The sequence below is a fragment of the Chitinophaga oryziterrae genome, assembly GCF_009758125.1.
Taxonomy (GTDB): domain Bacteria; phylum Bacteroidota; class Bacteroidia; order Chitinophagales; family Chitinophagaceae; genus Chitinophaga; species Chitinophaga oryziterrae.
The window spans coordinates 467,566-484,870 of record NZ_WRXO01000001.1 but is presented as its reverse complement, the minus strand read 5'-3'; the positions used below and the strand labels follow the sequence as shown (position 1 = coordinate 484,870).

General features: G+C 44.9%; 12 protein-coding genes. 7 read left to right on the top strand and 5 right to left on the bottom strand.

Annotated features, from left to right (window positions below):
- Positions 1 to 31 precede the first annotated feature (31 nt).
- From recN to GO495_RS02020, 4 genes are all read right to left on the bottom strand, one after another.
- On the bottom strand, positions 32 to 1,681 hold the full coding sequence (gene recN / locus GO495_RS02035; protein ID WP_157298036.1) for a DNA repair protein RecN: 1,650 nt from the start codon (positions 1,679 to 1,681) through the stop codon (positions 32 to 34).
- A gap of 87 nt (positions 1,682 to 1,768) precedes the next feature.
- Positions 1,769 to 3,256 (bottom strand): tetratricopeptide repeat protein, encoded by a 1,488-nt coding sequence (locus GO495_RS02030; RefSeq protein WP_157298035.1) that lies wholly within the window; start codon positions 3,254 to 3,256, stop codon positions 1,769 to 1,771.
- A 132-nt stretch (positions 3,257 to 3,388) separates the two neighbouring features.
- Positions 3,389 to 4,141, bottom strand: a complete 753-nt coding sequence (locus tag GO495_RS02025; RefSeq protein WP_157298034.1) for a zinc ribbon domain-containing protein — start codon at positions 4,139 to 4,141, stop codon at positions 3,389 to 3,391.
- Between the two features lie 4 nt (positions 4,142 to 4,145).
- Positions 4,146 to 5,240 (bottom strand): Nif3-like dinuclear metal center hexameric protein, encoded by a 1,095-nt coding sequence (locus GO495_RS02020; RefSeq protein WP_157298033.1) that lies wholly within the window; start codon positions 5,238 to 5,240, stop codon positions 4,146 to 4,148.
- Between the two features lie 166 nt (positions 5,241 to 5,406).
- On the opposite strand from GO495_RS02020, the gene GO495_RS02015 reads away from it, so the two are divergent.
- The 5 genes from GO495_RS02015 (at position 5,407) to GO495_RS01995 (ending at position 14,074) form a co-directional block, all read left to right on the top strand.
- On the top strand, positions 5,407 to 6,918 hold the full coding sequence (locus GO495_RS02015) for a carboxypeptidase M32 (RefSeq protein ID WP_157298032.1): 1,512 nt from the start codon (positions 5,407 to 5,409) through the stop codon (positions 6,916 to 6,918).
- A 233-nt stretch (positions 6,919 to 7,151) separates the two neighbouring features.
- Positions 7,152 to 12,026 carry a PKD domain-containing protein gene (locus tag GO495_RS02010; protein ID WP_157298031.1) on the top strand — a complete coding sequence of 1,625 codons (4,875 nt, stop codon included), beginning with the start codon at positions 7,152 to 7,154 and terminating at the stop codon, positions 12,024 to 12,026.
- A 23-nt stretch (positions 12,027 to 12,049) separates the two neighbouring features.
- Positions 12,050 to 13,081, top strand: coding sequence for a PorP/SprF family type IX secretion system membrane protein (locus GO495_RS02005; RefSeq protein ID WP_157298030.1), 1,032 nt, complete (start codon positions 12,050 to 12,052; stop codon positions 13,079 to 13,081).
- Between the two features lie 34 nt (positions 13,082 to 13,115).
- Positions 13,116 to 13,583 carry a peroxiredoxin gene (locus GO495_RS02000; protein WP_157298029.1) on the top strand — a complete coding sequence of 156 codons (468 nt, stop codon included), beginning with the start codon at positions 13,116 to 13,118 and terminating at the stop codon, positions 13,581 to 13,583.
- Between the two features lie 140 nt (positions 13,584 to 13,723).
- Positions 13,724 to 14,074 (top strand): T9SS type A sorting domain-containing protein, encoded by a 351-nt coding sequence (locus GO495_RS01995; protein WP_157298028.1) that lies wholly within the window; start codon positions 13,724 to 13,726, stop codon positions 14,072 to 14,074.
- A 71-nt stretch (positions 14,075 to 14,145) separates the two neighbouring features.
- On the opposite strand, the gene GO495_RS01990 is transcribed toward GO495_RS01995, so the two are convergent.
- Positions 14,146 to 15,318: a class I SAM-dependent rRNA methyltransferase gene (locus GO495_RS01990; protein ID WP_157298027.1), complete on the bottom strand. Its 1,173-nt coding sequence runs from the start codon at positions 15,316 to 15,318 to the stop codon at positions 14,146 to 14,148.
- 118 nt (positions 15,319 to 15,436) lie between these two features.
- Between GO495_RS01990 and GO495_RS01985 the strand changes: the two genes are divergently transcribed.
- Entirely contained in the window at positions 15,437 to 16,015 is a 579-nt protein-coding gene (locus tag GO495_RS01985) for a nucleotide exchange factor GrpE (protein WP_240915130.1), read from the top strand.
- A gap of 66 nt (positions 16,016 to 16,081) precedes the next feature.
- Positions 16,082 to 17,257: a molecular chaperone DnaJ gene (gene dnaJ, locus GO495_RS01980; protein WP_157298026.1), complete on the top strand. Its 1,176-nt coding sequence runs from the start codon at positions 16,082 to 16,084 to the stop codon at positions 17,255 to 17,257.
- The last annotated feature ends 48 nt before the right edge of the window (positions 17,258 to 17,305 follow it).

Sequence of the window (17,305 nt, the reverse complement as noted above, 5' to 3'; positions counted from 1 at the left end):
AGTTGAAAAAAAAAGATTAATTGAATAGCGGTTATTTTACCAGCTCTCTTGCATTCTCCAGCGCTGCTGCCGTAGGCTTCTCTCCACTCAGCATCTGTGCGATATGGTTGATACGCTCTTCCCTGCTCAGAATCCTCACGTTGGTGGTCACTTTACCGTCTTTGCTCTCTTTGTACACAAAGTAATGAGCATCTGCTTTACCGGCTATCTGTGGCTGGTGCGTGATACAGATTACCTGGTGTCTGCGGGCCATCGCCTGCATAATGATGCTCACCTGGCGGGCCGCTTCCCCAGAGATACCGGTATCGATCTCATCGAAGATCATGGTCGGTAATGCTACCGATTGTGCTACCAGGGATTTGATGCACAGCATCAACCTGCTTAACTCACCACCGGATGCCACCTTGCGGATAGGGCCAAAATTGCCGCTCTTATTGGCATCGAACAGGAATTCTATCGTGTCCTGACCATAAGGGTTCAGTCCACCCTGCATGATGGATGCCTTTAATTGTGCGTTGGGCATGCCTATCTGTGCCAGCAGGCCGTTCACATCCTTTTCGAATGGTATGGCCGCTTTTGCACGGGCAGCCGTAATAACTGCCGCCTGCTTCCGGAGTGATTCGCGCAAAGTTTCCTGCTCTTTTTCCAGCTGTGCCAGCTGTTCATCCATATTGAGCGCCCCTTCTACCTTAACGGAGAGGTCTTCTTTTATCGCTAACAGTTCAGCGGTGGTTTGTACACCGTGCTTTTTAAGCAGCTTATATCCTGTGGAGATACGCTCGTTCACAACTTCTATACGGGCACCGTCAAACTGAACCTGGTCGTTTACCTGTTCAATCTCTGCTGTGATATCCTGTAGTTCGAGGTAGGCTGACTGGAGCCTTGCAGCGATGGCCGGTGCTTCCTTATGGAAAGCGGAAAGTCCCTGTACAGAGGTCTGTATCTGCCTTAACTGGGATAAGATAGGCTGCTCATCTTCCTTTAACTGGAAATAAGCACGGGTGAGGGTGGTCCTGATCTCTTCCGCATGACTTAATATCTTCAGCTCTGCATCCAGTTCTTCTATTTCATTGGGTGCAAAGGCAGCATCGTTCAGTTCATCCAGCAGGAATTTATTATAGTCCAGCTCTTTGTTCGCGTTATTGCGTTGGTCCTGTAGCTGTTTAAGCTGTTTCTGTACCTGTACATAGCGTAAGAACAACTGGTGATATTGCTGATGCAGGGCTGGCTGATTCACCAGTGCATCCAGCACTTCTCTCTGGAAATCTGATTTTTCCAGGTCCAGTGTGTCAAACTGCTGATGAAGGTCTACCAGGTACTGACTTAGTTCTCCCAACTGGGAAAGGTTTACCGGCGTATCATTGATGAATGCACGTGATTTCCCGGCGGTACTGATCTCCCGGCGGATGATGAGCTGATCTTCCAGGTCCAGCTCATATTGCTGGAAAAAGCCGGCCACCTGTGTCTTCTTCACTTTAAACGCCCCTTCTATTACGCACTTTGACTGCTTATCATATAACACCCCCGGATCTGCACGCTCTCCCAATATCAATGACAATGCCCCCAGCAGGATAGATTTACCTGCCCCTGTTTCCCCTGTAATTACATTCAGGTTACCTGAGAAGTCCACTTCCAGGTGATCGATGATAGCGTAATTCTTAATCGTTAGTTTTTGTAGCATAAGGAGTATTGGAAATACGAATATATGACTTCGGATTATCCCGCAAATTAATACATGCAGCACGAACTGTATCTGCGTATTGACAACTCAGCTTCCATTTACCCGTTGAATACCGGCTTTGGCCCGCTGATCAAGTGAATTTTTGTAATCGTGTTCTTTCATATCCAGACAAGCCTGGTAACATTCAATGGCTTTTGCCTTCTCTTTACGTTTTTCATAAATATACCCCATTTGCAGGGAAGCCCTTGCTGCAAAATATTCAGGACGGCTGGCGCCTGTTCTGACAGTTACCTGGTACATAATGATGGCGTTATCATCCAAGCCTGTTTCGTCATAGATACGGCCCAGGCGGTAAGCGTATTCCAGCTTTTCTTCCATACGGTCGAAATCTGCTGCCTTTTTAGCCTGTAATAATCTCAGCGCTTCTGTAAAGAACCCGCCATCGCTTAACAGGCGTGCTTTCAGCAATAAAGGGTTCGGCCATTTGCCGCTCTTTGCATCTTTCAATGCCTGTTTATCTGCATCCGTTTCCGTGTTACCACGGGTGAGGATCATGTTCCGGTATTTATTGGCAGCATCCATATTTCCATGCAGGAAATAATACCAGCTTAAACGCTGCAAACATTCCTTCACAAAAAACCTGCCTTTGAATTTATCCAGGAATTTCTGGAGATAGATATTAGCATCTTCATCCTGCCGGGATAATTTCAGCTCTCCCATTAAATAATTACAATAAGGAATATCTGTGTATTGCACGCTGTCATTCCTCTCCGTCAATATTTTAATACCGATGGCAGCCTTCTGGTTATTCATGGAGATATTGGCGATCATCAATGCAAACAGGTAGTTATTTTTTGTATCTAACTGATGTTGCTGGACAAATCCCCATACGTCTTCCGGTTTGTTTTCTATGTATAATTTGAGGTAGCAGTAGTAATAATAGGCTTCCGGTTTAAATAATACAGCCACATCGGAGTTACTCTCTATTGCCTGCTGTACCTGTTGCATACCTTGCCGGATACTACCTTTCAGGCCCAGGATATTCGAGATCCAGCGGTAGCCTTCGGGGATGGTACCGAATACAGTTTGCATGGCGCCCGCCAGCATGTTGTTGGGCATAAACTGCGGAAACCTTTTCTGGTTATCCTTCAGCATAATATATGCCTTACGGACTTCCCATACGGCATCCCATTTCTCACTGAACTTCACTCTTACCATTCCCCACTGGAAGCGGATAGCGGCCTGTGTATAAAGGTAATACGGAGAGTTGGTGGGGCCTTCTTCCATCATGGCAAGGCGTTGTGCCCGCTGATCCTTACGCTGTGCATACAGGGAAGGATCTTCATTAAAGAACAATGTAAAAAAGTCAGCGTAATTATCCAGAAAGTAAGGGATCAGGTTATCCGGGTGTTCTTTTTTCTCCTGATCCAGTAAAGCTGTTCCGGCAGCAATGCGCAGCTGCATAATAGCTGCATATGCCTGTTGGCAGCGCGGGTTAAAGTCGTAGACTTTTTGCCGGCCAGTCACTGAAAAAGAGAAAGTCAAAAATAATCCCAGCAGAAATAGTATACGCATATCAATTTTAGATTCCGGGCCTAATCACCAAATTCCAAACCAAACTTTCCGCCGGCCCATCTGCTGAATATAAAAGTCCCGGGTATTTGCCCGGGACTCAATACATTATACAAGAAATTAAGCTTAGTGAGATCAGATGGTTACGGTAGCATCCAGATCGTTGTCCACCAGAACACGTCCGCAATGTTCGCAAACGATGATCTTTTTACGCTGGCGTATTTCAGCCTGGCGTTGTGGAGGGATGGCATTGAAACAACCACCGCAGGAGTCACGGGCAACAGTTACCACGGCCAGACCGTTACGGTAATTTTTGCGGATCTTTTCATAAGCGCCAAGTAAACGGGGCTCTACTTTAGTACGGGCTTCGTCACTCTGTTTACGGAAAGCTTTTTCTTCCTTGTCAGTTTCAGCAATGATCTTTTCCAGTTCACCTTTCTTATGTTTCAGGTTAGATTCCTTTTCTGCAATCGCTTTTTTAGCGGATTCCAGTAAACGGCTCTTATCCTTTACTTCTTCATTTGCGTCCTTGATATGCTTCTCTGCCAGTTTGATTTCCAGGGATTGCATTTCGATTTCCTTGGTGATAGCTTCAAACTCGCGATTGTTCTTCACGTTGTCCTGCTGCTTCTCATATTTCTTCATCAGGGCTTCTGACTCTTTAATTGCCGCCTTTTTATTGGTGACAAAGTCCTGAATACCACGGATTTCATCTTCCACATGGGCAAGACGCGTATTCAACCCTTCGATCTCGTCTTCGAGATCTTTTACTTCCATTGGCAACTCCCCTTTCAGCACCTGGATTTCATCCAGCCTGGAGTCCATCTTCTGTAGCCTAAGTACAGACGCCAATTTTTCTTCTACGGAGTATTCTTTTACAGTAGCCATGTATTTATAAATAATTTACCGGGTTTGTACGAATTGTAGATTTAAGAGGCGCAAAATTACGGAATTTCTCGGTCAATATATGATAAAATAATTCAACCGTGAACTGCTCGCTTTCAAAATGCCCTATATCCGCTACAACTATTTGATTATCAGCATCAAAAAACTCATGGTATTTAAAGTCGGCAGAAATATAAGCATCTGCTCCTGCTGCTATCGCCTTTTTTAAGAGGAAACTGCCTGCTCCGCCGCATAAAGCCACCTTTTGTACGGGCTTCCCCCTTAAAGGGGTATACCGGACGCAACCGGTGAGGAACTGTTCTTTTACCAGCTGCAGGAAGGCCAGCTCGTCCATGGGTTGAGGCAGATTGCCTATCAGCCCGGAACCGACTTCTTTATTTGCATTCCCGAGTTTTACCACATCATAAGCCACCTCTTCGTAGGGATGGCTTTCCAGTAATGCCTGGATCACACGCGATTCCAAATATAGGGGAAAAATCACTTCCAGCTTTGTTTCGGGTTCCAGATGGCGTTGCCCTACCTGCCCGATATAGGGTTGCGCGCCTTCTTCCGCTTTATAGGTGCCGGTACCGGTAACATTGAAGCTGGCCTCACTATAATTACCGATATGGCCGGCTCCGGCAGTAAATAAAGCATTCAGTACCGTTTCTGCCTGGGCATGAGGCACAAAGGTGTAGAGTTTACCCAGCAGTTCCCGTTTGGGGTCCAGTACCCTGCAATCTGTAAGTTTCAGCCTGCTGGCCATCATATCGCTTACTCCATTGCGCACATTATCCAGGTTGGTATGTGCGGCATATACCGCAATATCATTTTTGATAGCTTTGATAGCCACCCGCTCTACATAGTTATTGCCATTGATCTTTTTCAGTCCGCCGAAAACAATGGGATGATGGGCCACCACCAGATTGCAACCCTTTTCTCTGGCTTCTTCAATTACAGCCTCGGTAGCATCCAGTGTTAACAACACACCGGTCACTTCCCAGTCGGCATTGCCAAACAGCAAACCGGCATTATCATAGCTCTCCTGGTACTGGAGTGGCGCAAAGGCGGCAATAGCGTTAGTGATATCCCTGATCTTCATATTATTAACAAATATGAAAGGTTTTATTTAATTTTTAAAATCAGTGTTTGTTAACAACCATATTCGGTAGAATGCCCGGATCTAAAAAGCTAATCCAATCAGAAAGAACACTCATTGGTTTTAAGCAACAGGAAGAATAACTTTACCTTTGCAAAAAATCAATAGCATGGTACTTGCACAATCCACCGCGGAACTTTACGACCAATACAAAGCCAAAATGCAGCAGATAGCTGATGTTCGCAACGCTATAGCCGTATTGGGCTGGGACCAGGAAACTTATCTTCCCGAGAAAAGTGCCAACTTCCGCGGTCAGCAAATTACCACGCTCAGTTCCATTGCCCATGAAATGTTTACAGAAGAACCACTGGGGCATTTGTTGCAGGAATTGCATTCCAGGGGTGATTTAGACCCTGTATCTGCGAAGAATATCAGTCTTTCACTGGAAGACTATGAAAAGAATAAAAAGTATCCGGCCAGCTTTGTGGCAGAGATGTCACAGACTACCAACGAGTGTTACCATGCATGGATAAAGGCACGTAAATCCGGTACTTATGCAGACTTTGAGCCTGTGCTGGCGAAGATGGTCGCTTTAAAAAGACAGGAAACTGCCTTGCTGGGTTTTGAAGGACATTGCTACAATGCTTTGCTGAATGAATACGAGAAAGGCGCCACTACTACCATGCTGGACGCTGTATTCACCGATGTAAAGACCGCCCTCACCCCACTCCTGCGCCAGATAGAACAAAAGCCACAGGTAAATAAGGACTTCCTGCACCTGCATTACGACCGTGACCGCCAGTGGGAATTTGGTATCAACCTGCTGAAAGCGATGGGCTATGATATGAAAGCAGGACGGCAGGATATTTCCGAGCATCCGTTTACCACCAGTTTCAACCCCCAGGATGTACGTGTCACTACCCGCATAGATGAAAATGACTTCGGCAATATGACCTGGAGCTGTATTCACGAAGGTGGTCATGCTCTCTATGAGCAGGGACTGGATATCAGTGCATATGGATTACCTGCAGGAGAAGCAGCCAGTTTAGGTATCCATGAATCACAATCACGCCTATGGGAAAACAACGTAGGCCGCAGCCTTTCTTTCTGGGAGTCTCACTATGTCCCTTTACAACAGGCATTCCCCGAAAACCTTCAATCCGTTCCTTTACAGGACTTCTATAAAGCTATCAACCAGGTAAGGCCATCCCTTATCAGAACTGAGGCTGATGAACTCACCTACCATTTCCACGTGATGATCCGGTATGAAATTGAAAAGGGATTATTAGATGGTACTTACAGTACAAAAGACCTTAAAGAGATATGGAACCGATATTACAATGAGTATCTGCATGTTACTGTTCCCAACGATGTAGAAGGCGTATTACAGGACATTCACTGGTCGCATGGCAGTTTCGGTTACTTCCCTACTTATTCCCTCGGCAGTTTTTATGCTGCACAATTTTTTGCAGCTGCAGAACAGCAGATCCCGGGTTTAGAAACAGATATTATTAAAGGGAGTTATACAAATTTATTAACATGGCTGCGTGAAAAAATCCATCATTTTGGCCGTTTTTATACCTCAAATGAGCTGTGTGAAAAAGTAACAGGTAAACCCTTGGATTTCAAATATTTCCTCGATTACTCCACTAAAAAATACGGGAACATCTATACGTTATAATTTCTCATAACATATTGATATACTTATATCTATGCAGTTATCCAAAAGCGAAGAGTTTGGAATAACTTTTGTGTGATTTTGAATCCTGATAAGAACTATAGCCAAATTGATTACGTTTAGTTAATAAGACGTGGCATTAATAATCAAGCTTAATATATTATATTTATTTTTTTATCATTTTATTTCAACCTATGCTATATGTCCTCAATCAATGACATTTAGCCATATCGGAAATGAGACACCAATACCACCTACGCCGCAACTTATTAACCTGGCATACTATTTTATGCCTTCTTGGATTTTTGTTCTTTACAAGCACAAAAGCTCAGGCTCAGAATGTTACCGATTTTACAGCTGACAACTGGACCGGTTGTGGAACTGCTTATGTGCAGTTCATGAACAAGTCTACCCCTACGGGGGGAACTGCCTCCTGGGACTTTGGAGACGGAGGGGCTAAATCCACGCTGTGGAATGCTACCCGCTCTTTTAGTAAACCAGGTGTGTACGTAGTGACCCTGACGGTTAAATTCCCTGATGGGAAAACAGGAACAGTCAGCCATACAGTTAACGTCTACAAGAAGCCGGACGTAAAATTCGCTACCACCCCACTGGATGGATGTACTCCGTTGCAGGTAACTTTTACGGACCAGTCAACCGCAGGAGATGGTACCATTTCCAGTATTAACTGGGACTTTGGTGATGGTAATGGTGGCACAGGCCCAACAGCCTCGTACACTTACAACCAGGGTATGGATGTGATAGCCACCTCCATTGTTACTAACAGCTTCGGTTGTACAAACAGTGCGGAACAAGCAATAAAAGTAAAAGCTACCCCCCAGGTAGCTTTTACCAGTAATAACCAGGGTGGATGTAAATCTCCGGTAACTGTCAACTTCACCAACAATACTACGCTAAACACTACCTCTCCTGTAGCTGTTACCTATGCATGGGACTTTGGAGATGGCAGTACCAGTGCGGCCCAGGACCCTACCCATGTGTATACCACACAGGGGAAATTTACTGTTAAACTAACTGCTACTACTGCCGACGGATGTACGCAAACACTCACTCAGGCTGATTATATACAGGTCGCTACCATGCAGGCAGATTTTACCATACAGGAGAAACTCTGTAGTGGCGCCAATCTGACTTTCACCAATACGACAAAACCGGATCCGACTTCAGCTACCTGGACATTCCCTGATGGTGATGTACAAACTACCATCAATGCAGTAAAATCATTTCCTGCTGCCGGTGATTACCAGATCGTGATGAATGCTATTACGGTAGATGGTTGTCAGGCTACTGTTACAAGAACCATTCATGTTACAGATCCTCCAACAGCCAGTTTCACCATATTACCGGCAACTGCCTGTACCGTACCTGTGAACGCTACATTCAATACTAATACAACAGGTGCTATCGCATGGCAATGGGACTTCGCAGATGGAGGTACCTCTACCCTGCAAAACCCTGCTCACAAATACACTGCGGAAGGTACATATCCGGTAGTGCTGGTCGCTACCAATGCAGCAGGATGTACTGCTACAGCGAGAGATACCATTGCCATTCAGAAACCAATATTAACTATTGACGGCCCTACAGCAGGTTGTGTACCACTGGATGTTACATATACGCCTACTATCGGAAGTGCAGATCCTGTTGTTAAATACGCCTGGGATTTCGGAGACGGTGGTACTGCGACGACCAAAATACCTACACATACATTTGCTGCCCAGGGTAACTATACCGTAAAACTGACTATCACCACACTGGGAGGATGTACACAAACTGCTACACTGGCTGTGAGAGTAGGTGTGCCTGTAAAAGTGGATTTTACTGTTGATAAAACCAGCGGATGTCAGCCTACGGTATTCAACTTTACCAATAAATCCGTACCTGCAGGAGATGAATGGACCTGGCTGTTTGAAGAAAACGGCGCTGGTGTGGGGAGCTCTGCACTGGAGAATCCACCGTATGTATTTGCTACTACCGGTAAACATGATGTAACACTGATAGTTAACAATAACGGTTGTACACAGCAGCTTGTAAAAACAGACTACATTGAGATCTTCCCGCCTGCAGCTTTTTTTACTGTAATGTCTACGGATTGTGCAAACATCTTACAACGTGTTTTCACGGACCTATCGGATTTCGGCAGCAGCACGACCAGGCTATGGTCATGGGATTTTGGAGATGGTACCACTTCTAATCTGCAATCTCCTTCTCATACTTATGCAGCAGGGGGCGTGTACCCGGTGACATTAACTGTAGATAACGGAAGCTGTCAATCCAAATTCGCGACTACCGTAAATATTATTACAGACAAGCCGGTGATCTATCCCAGCAAAACGGTGATCTGCCGTGGTGATACCATTAAGTTCGCCATGGACCCTGTACAGACTAACAACTTTCAAACTTTTATATGGAGCTGGGGAAATGGCAGTACAACCCCTGTGGCTGGTAATTCAACAACAACCAATATTTATACTGTACCGGGTGTGTATACAGTAAATCTGACGCTCACGGATATTTATACTTGTCAGCATGTTTCCGATAATGCTACGATTACCGTGAATGGTTCTGTTGCCGGTTACACGATCAACCCAAAACAATGTAAAGACGAGCCGATCTCCTTTACAGATATTTCTACCACCCGCGCCGGTAATACGATCGTTTCATGGGTATGGGATTTTGGAGATGGCAGTGCGCCGGTTACCGTTACTACCAAACCTGCGAATGTTACACATACTTATAGTGTTATCAAGGATTATCCTGTAAAACTGACGGTAACCGATAATACAGGATGTACTGATACTTATACTGATATCGTTCATATTGCCAACATTGTGGCCAGCTTTGGCGCTAATGATTCTATCGCTTGTTTGAATACGCCATTCCAGTTTACGAATTCTTCCACAGAAGATCCGCTGACTTACGCATGGACATTCGGCGATGGCGGGACCAGCACCGATAAAGAACCTTTACATACTTATAATACACCGGGAGTATACAGCATCACACTGGATATTGTAGGCAGCACCGGTTGTACTTCTCATGCTGAGATCAAGAATTTCCTGCGCGTACCTAACCCGATAGCTGACTTCTCAGTTCCTGCCGTAGCAGCAGATGTTTGTCCGCCGGTAAAAGTCCAGCTGACCAACAACTCTTCTGATTATGTACGTTCTGTATGGACATTCGGAGATGGTAGTACCTCTACAGAAGATAATCCGCTGCATAACTATATAAGACCTGGTACCTTCCCTGTCAGCTTAACTGTTTATTCTGCCGGTGATTGCGCAAGTGCCCCTGCCGGTCCGAAAAATATAACGATTGCTGGTCCTGATGGTACATTCAGCGTTACACCTGAAACAGGTTGTTTCCCACTGACGACTACCATGACGGCTGTATCTCCGAATGCACAGAAATACATCTGGGATTTTGGAGATGGATATTCCGTTACGACCACTACGCCTACTTCTCCTGCTTATACCTATCCTCAGGAAGGCATTTACTTCCCGGTAGTATTACTGGAAGATAACAGGGGATGTAAAGTAGCGGCAATAGGTAATCCCAAAATAGTAGCCGATAAGATCCATGCAGACTTCAGTACGGACGTGAGCCAGGCATGTGATGGCGGTACTGTTTTATTCACAGACAAAACTACCGGCGTATCTGTAGATATGGGATCAGCCCCTTCTTTTGCATGGGATTTTGGTATCACCACCCGTACAGATGATGTAGGCACCGGCGCCACTCCTACTTTCGATTATCCAACACCGGGCACTTATAGCGTAAAACTCACCAGTACCAGTGTGTATGGTTGCGTGGACGATACCACTATGGATATCGTGATAGAACCTAAACCAGCTGCGGAGATAATAGCGGTTGCGCCTATTTGTGCAGGAACAACGGTACAGCTCCAGGGACGTGATAACAAGAACCTGCCTGGCACCAAATGGGTATGGACGGTTGCAGGTAAAGATTATAATGCAACAACTCCACCTCCTGTTGTCTTTAATAATGCCGGCAGTCAGCCGGTACAACTGGTGATTACAACCGCCAGCGGCATCTGTAGCAGTACAGATAACAAAACGGTAGAAGTATCGGCATACCCGGCACTGAAGCCAACACCTGCTACTGCCAGTATCTGCTTAGGAACTTCGGTGCAATTGCTGGCCAATTCAGATGCAGACGCCACCATTACCTGGACAGACTATAAGATATCAGATATACATAGCGCAAGTCCAATGGTGAGCCCTGAAAAAGACACCATTTATCATGTTACAGCAGTAAATGCTACCGGTTGTACAAGCAATGCAGATGTAACAGTGAAAGTTTCGCAGCCGTTCACATTAACAGTAAGTGATGTAGATATATGTGAAGGAAAATCAGCACAGTTACAGGCATCCGGCGCCAGTCATTACAGCTGGTCTCCGGCAACGGGGCTGAATGATGCTACAGCCGCTAATCCGATCGCTAATCCTACGGTAACTACCACTTACCAGGTAACGGGTACGGGTAATGATAATTGTTTTACAGATACAAAAGATGTAGTGGTGACGGTACATACGTTACCGGTCGTGAATGCAGGAGAAGATGTTGAACTGCCTGTAGGCTCTTCTATACAGATAGCAGCAACAGGTAGTGCTGATGTAACCAAATACGAATGGTTCCCGCCAAGCTGGCTGAGTTGCGTAGACTGTCTTACACCAACTGCTACTCCGAAACAAACCACTACTTACCGTTTAACGGCTACCAACCAGTATGGCTGTATTGCTTCGGATGAGATCAATATTAAGATGGTGTGCGAATCCGGTGTGGTATTCCTGCCGAATACATTCACCCCTAACGGAGATGGACAAAACGACATTTTTTATATCAGGGGTAAGGGTATTAATACGGTGAAGTCTTTCAGAATTTATAACCGCTGGGGACAACTGGTATTTGAAAGGTCCAATTTCAATATTGAAGACCCGGCTTTCGGATGGGACGGAAAAGCCAAAGGGGTACTGGTAAATCCTGATGTATTTATTTATGTGGCCGAATTGGTTTGTGATACCAACGAGCCATTCACCCTCAAAGGAAACGTAATGCTGTTGAGATAGCATTATCATTAAACATTGCCGCCATGAGAATGATTTGTAGAAAACTGTTATTGGCACTTAGCATCTGTAGCGTAGAGCAATTAGCAGCACAGGATATTCACCTGTCGCAGTTTGATGCGACGCCTATTTTGCGCAACCCGGCACTGATAGGTATTTTTAACGGCGACTATCGCGTACAGGCCGTTTACCGAAATCAGTGGAACAGTGTGACGATCCCGTATCAGACGGGAGCATTGAGCGCGGAACTTAAATTCCCGGTAGGAAAGAGTGAGGATTTTGTGACAACGGGTATCCAGTTTACATACGACAGGGCAGGTACTGCCAGGCTGCAATCGGTACAGGTATTACCGGCCATTAACTATCATAAATCCCTTAGCCAGAACAGGAACATGTTCCTCTCCCTGGGTTTTACGGGGGGCGTTGTGCAGCGTCAGTTTGATGCGACCAAGCTAACGTTCAACAACCAGTACATGAACGGGCGTTATGATCCTACACTGGCAACCGGAGAGGAAGGTCGCCTGGCATTGCGGGGGTATACTTACCTGGATGCAGGCGTAGGTATGAGTTTTAACAGTACGATCGGAGAAGATATTAACTACTTTATAGGGGCAGCGCTTTATCATTTTAACAGACCTAAAGTATCTTTTTATAAGGATAACAGTATTACGATGGACCGGAAGATCACTTTTAATGCAGGGATCACGATCCCGGTGGATGAAAGGGTAAAGATCATCGGTCAGTACAACGAATTGCATATGGGCAGCTATTCTGAGTATATTGGCGGCGCGCTGGTGGGTTACAGCCTGCTGAACCAGGGGCTGGAAAGTACCCATGCTGTATACGGGGGCGTATTTATGCGCTGGAATGACGCGATCGTACCTTCTTTCCGTATAGATATGGATACTTATGAAATAGGTATGAGTTATGATGCCAATATCTCTAAACTCAAAACTGCCAGTCAGAGTTTTGGAGGATTTGAGATATCACTGGTATTCAAAGGTTTCCTCAACAGCCGGAACAGTACATTAGAAAGCGTACATTGCCCGCGGTTTTAAACTTTTCACTAAATTAACCATCTAAAAAAAATATATGAGCGTAACAATTGGCAGTAAGGCACCGGCATTTACATTGGTAAATACAGAAAAACAGAAAGTTTCTTTGGAAGATTTTAAAGGACAGAACCTGGTGATCCTGTTTTTCCCGATGGCATTTACAAGTGTCTGCACCGCAGAGCTTTGCAGCATCAGGGATAACATTTCAACGTATAATGGTCTGAATACAGCAGTGGTTGGTATTTCTGTAGATTCACCATTTACCCTGGGTAAGTTCAAGGAAGAGCAAAAGCTGAACTTCCCTTTGTTATCTGATTTTAACAAGGAAGCATCCCAGGCTTATGGTGCTTTTTATGAGAATTTCGTTTTAGATCTGAAAGGAGTATCCAAAAGGGCTGCTTTTGTCGTAGATAAAGAAGGAATTATCAGATATGCCCAGGTTTTGGAATCCGCTGGCGATTTGCCTGATTTTGAGGCAGTTAAGAAAACCTTAGCTGGCTTATAATAAAACCAGGTTCAAAAGCGTTAAAATTTGTACAAAACTAGTGGCATGCCAACTTATTTGGCTTGCCATTTGTTATTTTTACAAGAGACATTTAGAAATAAAAATCAATTGATATTTGAAAAAATCTTTATCTTTATAATATGTGGAAAACCTTTACACTATTGCTAACATGCTTTATTTGTCTGATGATCTTCCAGGGGAAGGCACAGAGTAATAAACTCCCATTCACTGATGGTGGTAATAAAATCGTAAAGTTATATCCCAACCCTGCTACCAGCAGAATCAATTTTGAATTGCAACATGCTAATAACGATGAGGTTTATGATCTTATTGTATTTAATTTTTTAGGAAAGCGGGTTGATCAGATAAAGAACGTGAGTGCACGCACTACAGTAGAACTGGATAATTATTATAGTGGCATATATATCTTTCAGTTGCGTGACAGACAAGGTACGCTGATAGAGTCCGGCAAATTCAACGTGGTCAAGTAATTTTATACTTCTTCTCTTAACATAACTAAACAGGGCGAATGATAATCATTCGCCCTGTTCTTTTTTATATCTTACTGAACTTCTACTATTAAGAACTTCAGGTAGGTAGTATTTTCAATATTCCACATGATAGGATGGTCCTGAGCCTGGGTCTGGAAGGTAACCTGGCGTAGTTTCTTTTTGGCATCTTTTGCCGCCATATCAATGATTTCCAGGAACATAGATGGTGGTACCAGGTTAGTACAGGAGGCTGTTACCAGGAATCCACCCGGTTTCAGCAGCTTCATCCCTCTCAGGTTGATCTCTTTATAACCAGTGATAGCTTTATTGATGTTTTCCCTGCTTTTGGTAAAAGCTGGTGGATCGAGGATCACTACATCAAACTTCTTCTCTTCCCTTGTCCACTGTTTCAGTACATCGAAGGCGTTTACAGCCTGGAATTTACAGATATCATCCAGTTTGTTCAGTTGTGCATTGCGACGCGCAGTGTTTACGGCATGTTCGGAGATATCCAGTCCCATTACACTTTTAGCACCATAATGACCTGCATGGCAGGAAAAAGTACCGGTATAACAGAATGCTTCCAGCACGTCCGCTCCTTTTACTATATTTTTTATCTCGCGGCGGTTATCCTGCTGATCCAGGAAATAGCCGGTTTTCTGACCATTTTCTATATCTACATGAAATTGCAGGCCGTTTTCCCTGATGATAATATTGGTATCAAACGGGGCCGTAAGGAAACCTTTCTGCTGAGGCATGCCTTCCAGTTCACGAACCGGAACGTCGTTACGCTCATAGATCCCTTTTGGAGAGAAGATCTTTTGCAGGGCATCCACGATAGCGCCTTTCCAGCGGTCCATCCCTAATGCCAGGGTTTGTATAACGAAGTAGTCATTGAATTTATCTACTACCAGGGCGGGCATTTCGTCTGCCTCCCCGAATACCAGGCGGCAGTTTTCCACGTAGCCCAGTTGCTGACGGTATTTCCATGCTTTCAGCAACCGGCGGTAAAAGAACTGCTCATCGATGGTCTCGTCTTTATCGCGGGTAAGCAGGCGTACCAGGATCTGTGACTGTGGATTGATATATCCCCGGCCTACAAAAAAGCCCTGATGAGTGAAAACATCTACGATATCTCCTGCATTTACATCACCGTCAATCTGCCCTACTTCATTTCCAAATATCCAGGGATGACCCTGCAGCACGCGGTTTTGTATCTTTTTCTTTAAAAAAACTTTAGTCATTATCAATGTTTCGAGGCCGCAAAGGTAAGAAAAGCTCCTCTCTGTTCCTTAGATTTGTGTCAATTTGTCTTTTGAGAGTTGGTTGGCAGGCTAATTGACTATGTGACAACATTACATCATGATAGAAAACGATACTAATATGCAGACAAACGGACAGGACACCGAAAATGGTAAAGACATGCCGAATATAAATGCTGATGAGAACATGGCCGGCACCAATCACCTGAACGATGCCTTGGCTGATGATAGTGCTCAGGATAAAAAGCAACAGGAGCTGGATGAGATGAGGGATAAATACCTTCGCCTGATAGCGGAATTCGATAACTATAAGAAACGCACTGCCAAAGAACGTATAGAACTAATGCAAACGGCCAATAAGGAAGTAATTGTTTCCTTGCTGGACGTGCTGGACGATAGCGAAAGAGCAGCAAAACAACTGGAAACCGCCGCAGACCTCAATGCTGTAAAAGATGGCGTCATGCTGGTTTTCAATAAGTTAAAATCAACCCTGCAAAACAAAGGCCTTAAACCTATGGAGAGTTTGCACACGGACTTTAACCCGGACCTTCACGAAGCCATTACTGAAATACCCGCTCCTTCCAAGGACTTACAGGGTAAGGTAGTGGATGACATGCAGAAAGGTTATTATCTTAATGACAAATTGATCCGTCACGCAAGGGTGATAGTGGGGAAATAAGTGACTTTCTGACAGAAATGTTTTTCATTAACCGTGCCGGCACTATTGCCGGCTTTAGTGTGATATATGTCTACCAAAAGAGATTATTACGAAATACTGGTAATTGCCAAGACCGCATCCCAGGATGAAATTAAGAAAGCCTACCGTAAGGTGGCTATGCAATACCATCCCGACAGAAATCCTGATAATAAGGAAGCGGAAGAAAAATTCAAAGAGGCTGCTGAGGCCTATGAAGTTTTAAGTGATGCTGATAAACGAGCTCAATATGACCGTTTCGGTCATGCTGGTGTGAACGGTAACCGCGGTGGCGGCGGATACAGTGGCGGCAGCATGAACATGGACGATATCTTCTCCAACTTCGGGGATATCTTCGGGGATGATATTTTCGGCAGCTTCTTCGGTGGTAACCGCGGTGGCGGTGGTGGTGGTGGCGGCAGACGTACAAGGGGGACCCGTGGTTCCAACCTGCGTATCAAGATCCGCCTTACCTATGAGGAGATCGCAAAAGGTGCCAACAAGAAGATCAAAGTTAAAAAATACGTACCCTGTCAGCATTGTGGCGGACTGGGCGCTAAAGATAAAAACGCATTCCAGAATTGTGGTACATGCGGTGGTTCCGGCCAGGTAAGAAAGGTTACCCAGACTTTCCTTGGACAAATGCAAACCGTTACGACCTGCCCTACCTGTCATGGTGAAGGCCAGATCATTACCAGCAAGTGCGGACACTGTAAAGGTGAAGGCCGTATGTATGGTGAGGAAATGGTGAACATAGACATTCCGGCAGGTGTACAGGAAGGCATGCAACTGAGCCTTAGTGGTAAAGGAAATGCCGGTGAAAGAGGTGGCGCTCCCGGGGATCTGCTTATTCTGATAGAAGAAGAGCCACATCCGGAGTTACAGCGCGACGGACTGAATGTTGCTTATGACCTGTACATATCCTTCTCGGATGCTGTATTCGGTATGCAGCTGGAAGTGCCTACCATCGATGGTAAAGCGAAAATCAAGATCCCACCCGGAACACAGAGTGGCAAGATTTTCCGTCTGAAAGGAAAAGGGTTCCCTTCTGTTAACTCTTATGAGAAAGGTGACCAGTTGATACATGTAAATGTATGGACACCACAGCAGGTGAGCGCAGAAGAAAAGGCATTCCTGGAGAAAGCACAGTCTTCTGAGAACTTCAAGCCTAATCCTGAGAAGTCAGAGAAGGGATTCTTTGAGAAAGTACGGGATATTTTCAGCTGATAAATCATCTTATAAGATAGATATAAGAGGTAGTCAAATTAAAGCTCC

Coding starts and splice junctions, on each gene's coding strand:
- recN (WP_157298036.1), bottom strand. CDS start 1,681: ATGCTACAAAAACTAACGATTAAGAATTACGCTATCATCGATCACCTG.
- GO495_RS02030 (WP_157298035.1), bottom strand. CDS start 3,256: ATGCGTATACTATTTCTGCTGGGATTATTTTTGACTTTCTCTTTTTCA.
- GO495_RS02025 (WP_157298034.1), bottom strand. CDS start 4,141: ATGGCTACTGTAAAAGAATACTCCGTAGAAGAAAAATTGGCGTCTGTA.
- GO495_RS02020 (WP_157298033.1), bottom strand. CDS start 5,240: ATGAAGATCAGGGATATCACTAACGCTATTGCCGCCTTTGCGCCACTC.
- GO495_RS02015 (WP_157298032.1), top strand. CDS start 5,407: ATGGTACTTGCACAATCCACCGCGGAACTTTACGACCAATACAAAGCC.
- GO495_RS02010 (WP_157298031.1), top strand. CDS start 7,152: ATGAGACACCAATACCACCTACGCCGCAACTTATTAACCTGGCATACT.
- GO495_RS02005 (WP_157298030.1), top strand. CDS start 12,050: ATGAGAATGATTTGTAGAAAACTGTTATTGGCACTTAGCATCTGTAGC.
- GO495_RS02000 (WP_157298029.1), top strand. CDS start 13,116: ATGAGCGTAACAATTGGCAGTAAGGCACCGGCATTTACATTGGTAAAT.
- GO495_RS01995 (WP_157298028.1), top strand. CDS start 13,724: ATGTGGAAAACCTTTACACTATTGCTAACATGCTTTATTTGTCTGATG.
- GO495_RS01990 (WP_157298027.1), bottom strand. CDS start 15,318: ATGACTAAAGTTTTTTTAAAGAAAAAGATACAAAACCGCGTGCTGCAG.
- GO495_RS01985 (WP_240915130.1), top strand. CDS start 15,437: ATGATAGAAAACGATACTAATATGCAGACAAACGGACAGGACACCGAA.
- dnaJ (WP_157298026.1), top strand. CDS start 16,082: ATGTCTACCAAAAGAGATTATTACGAAATACTGGTAATTGCCAAGACC.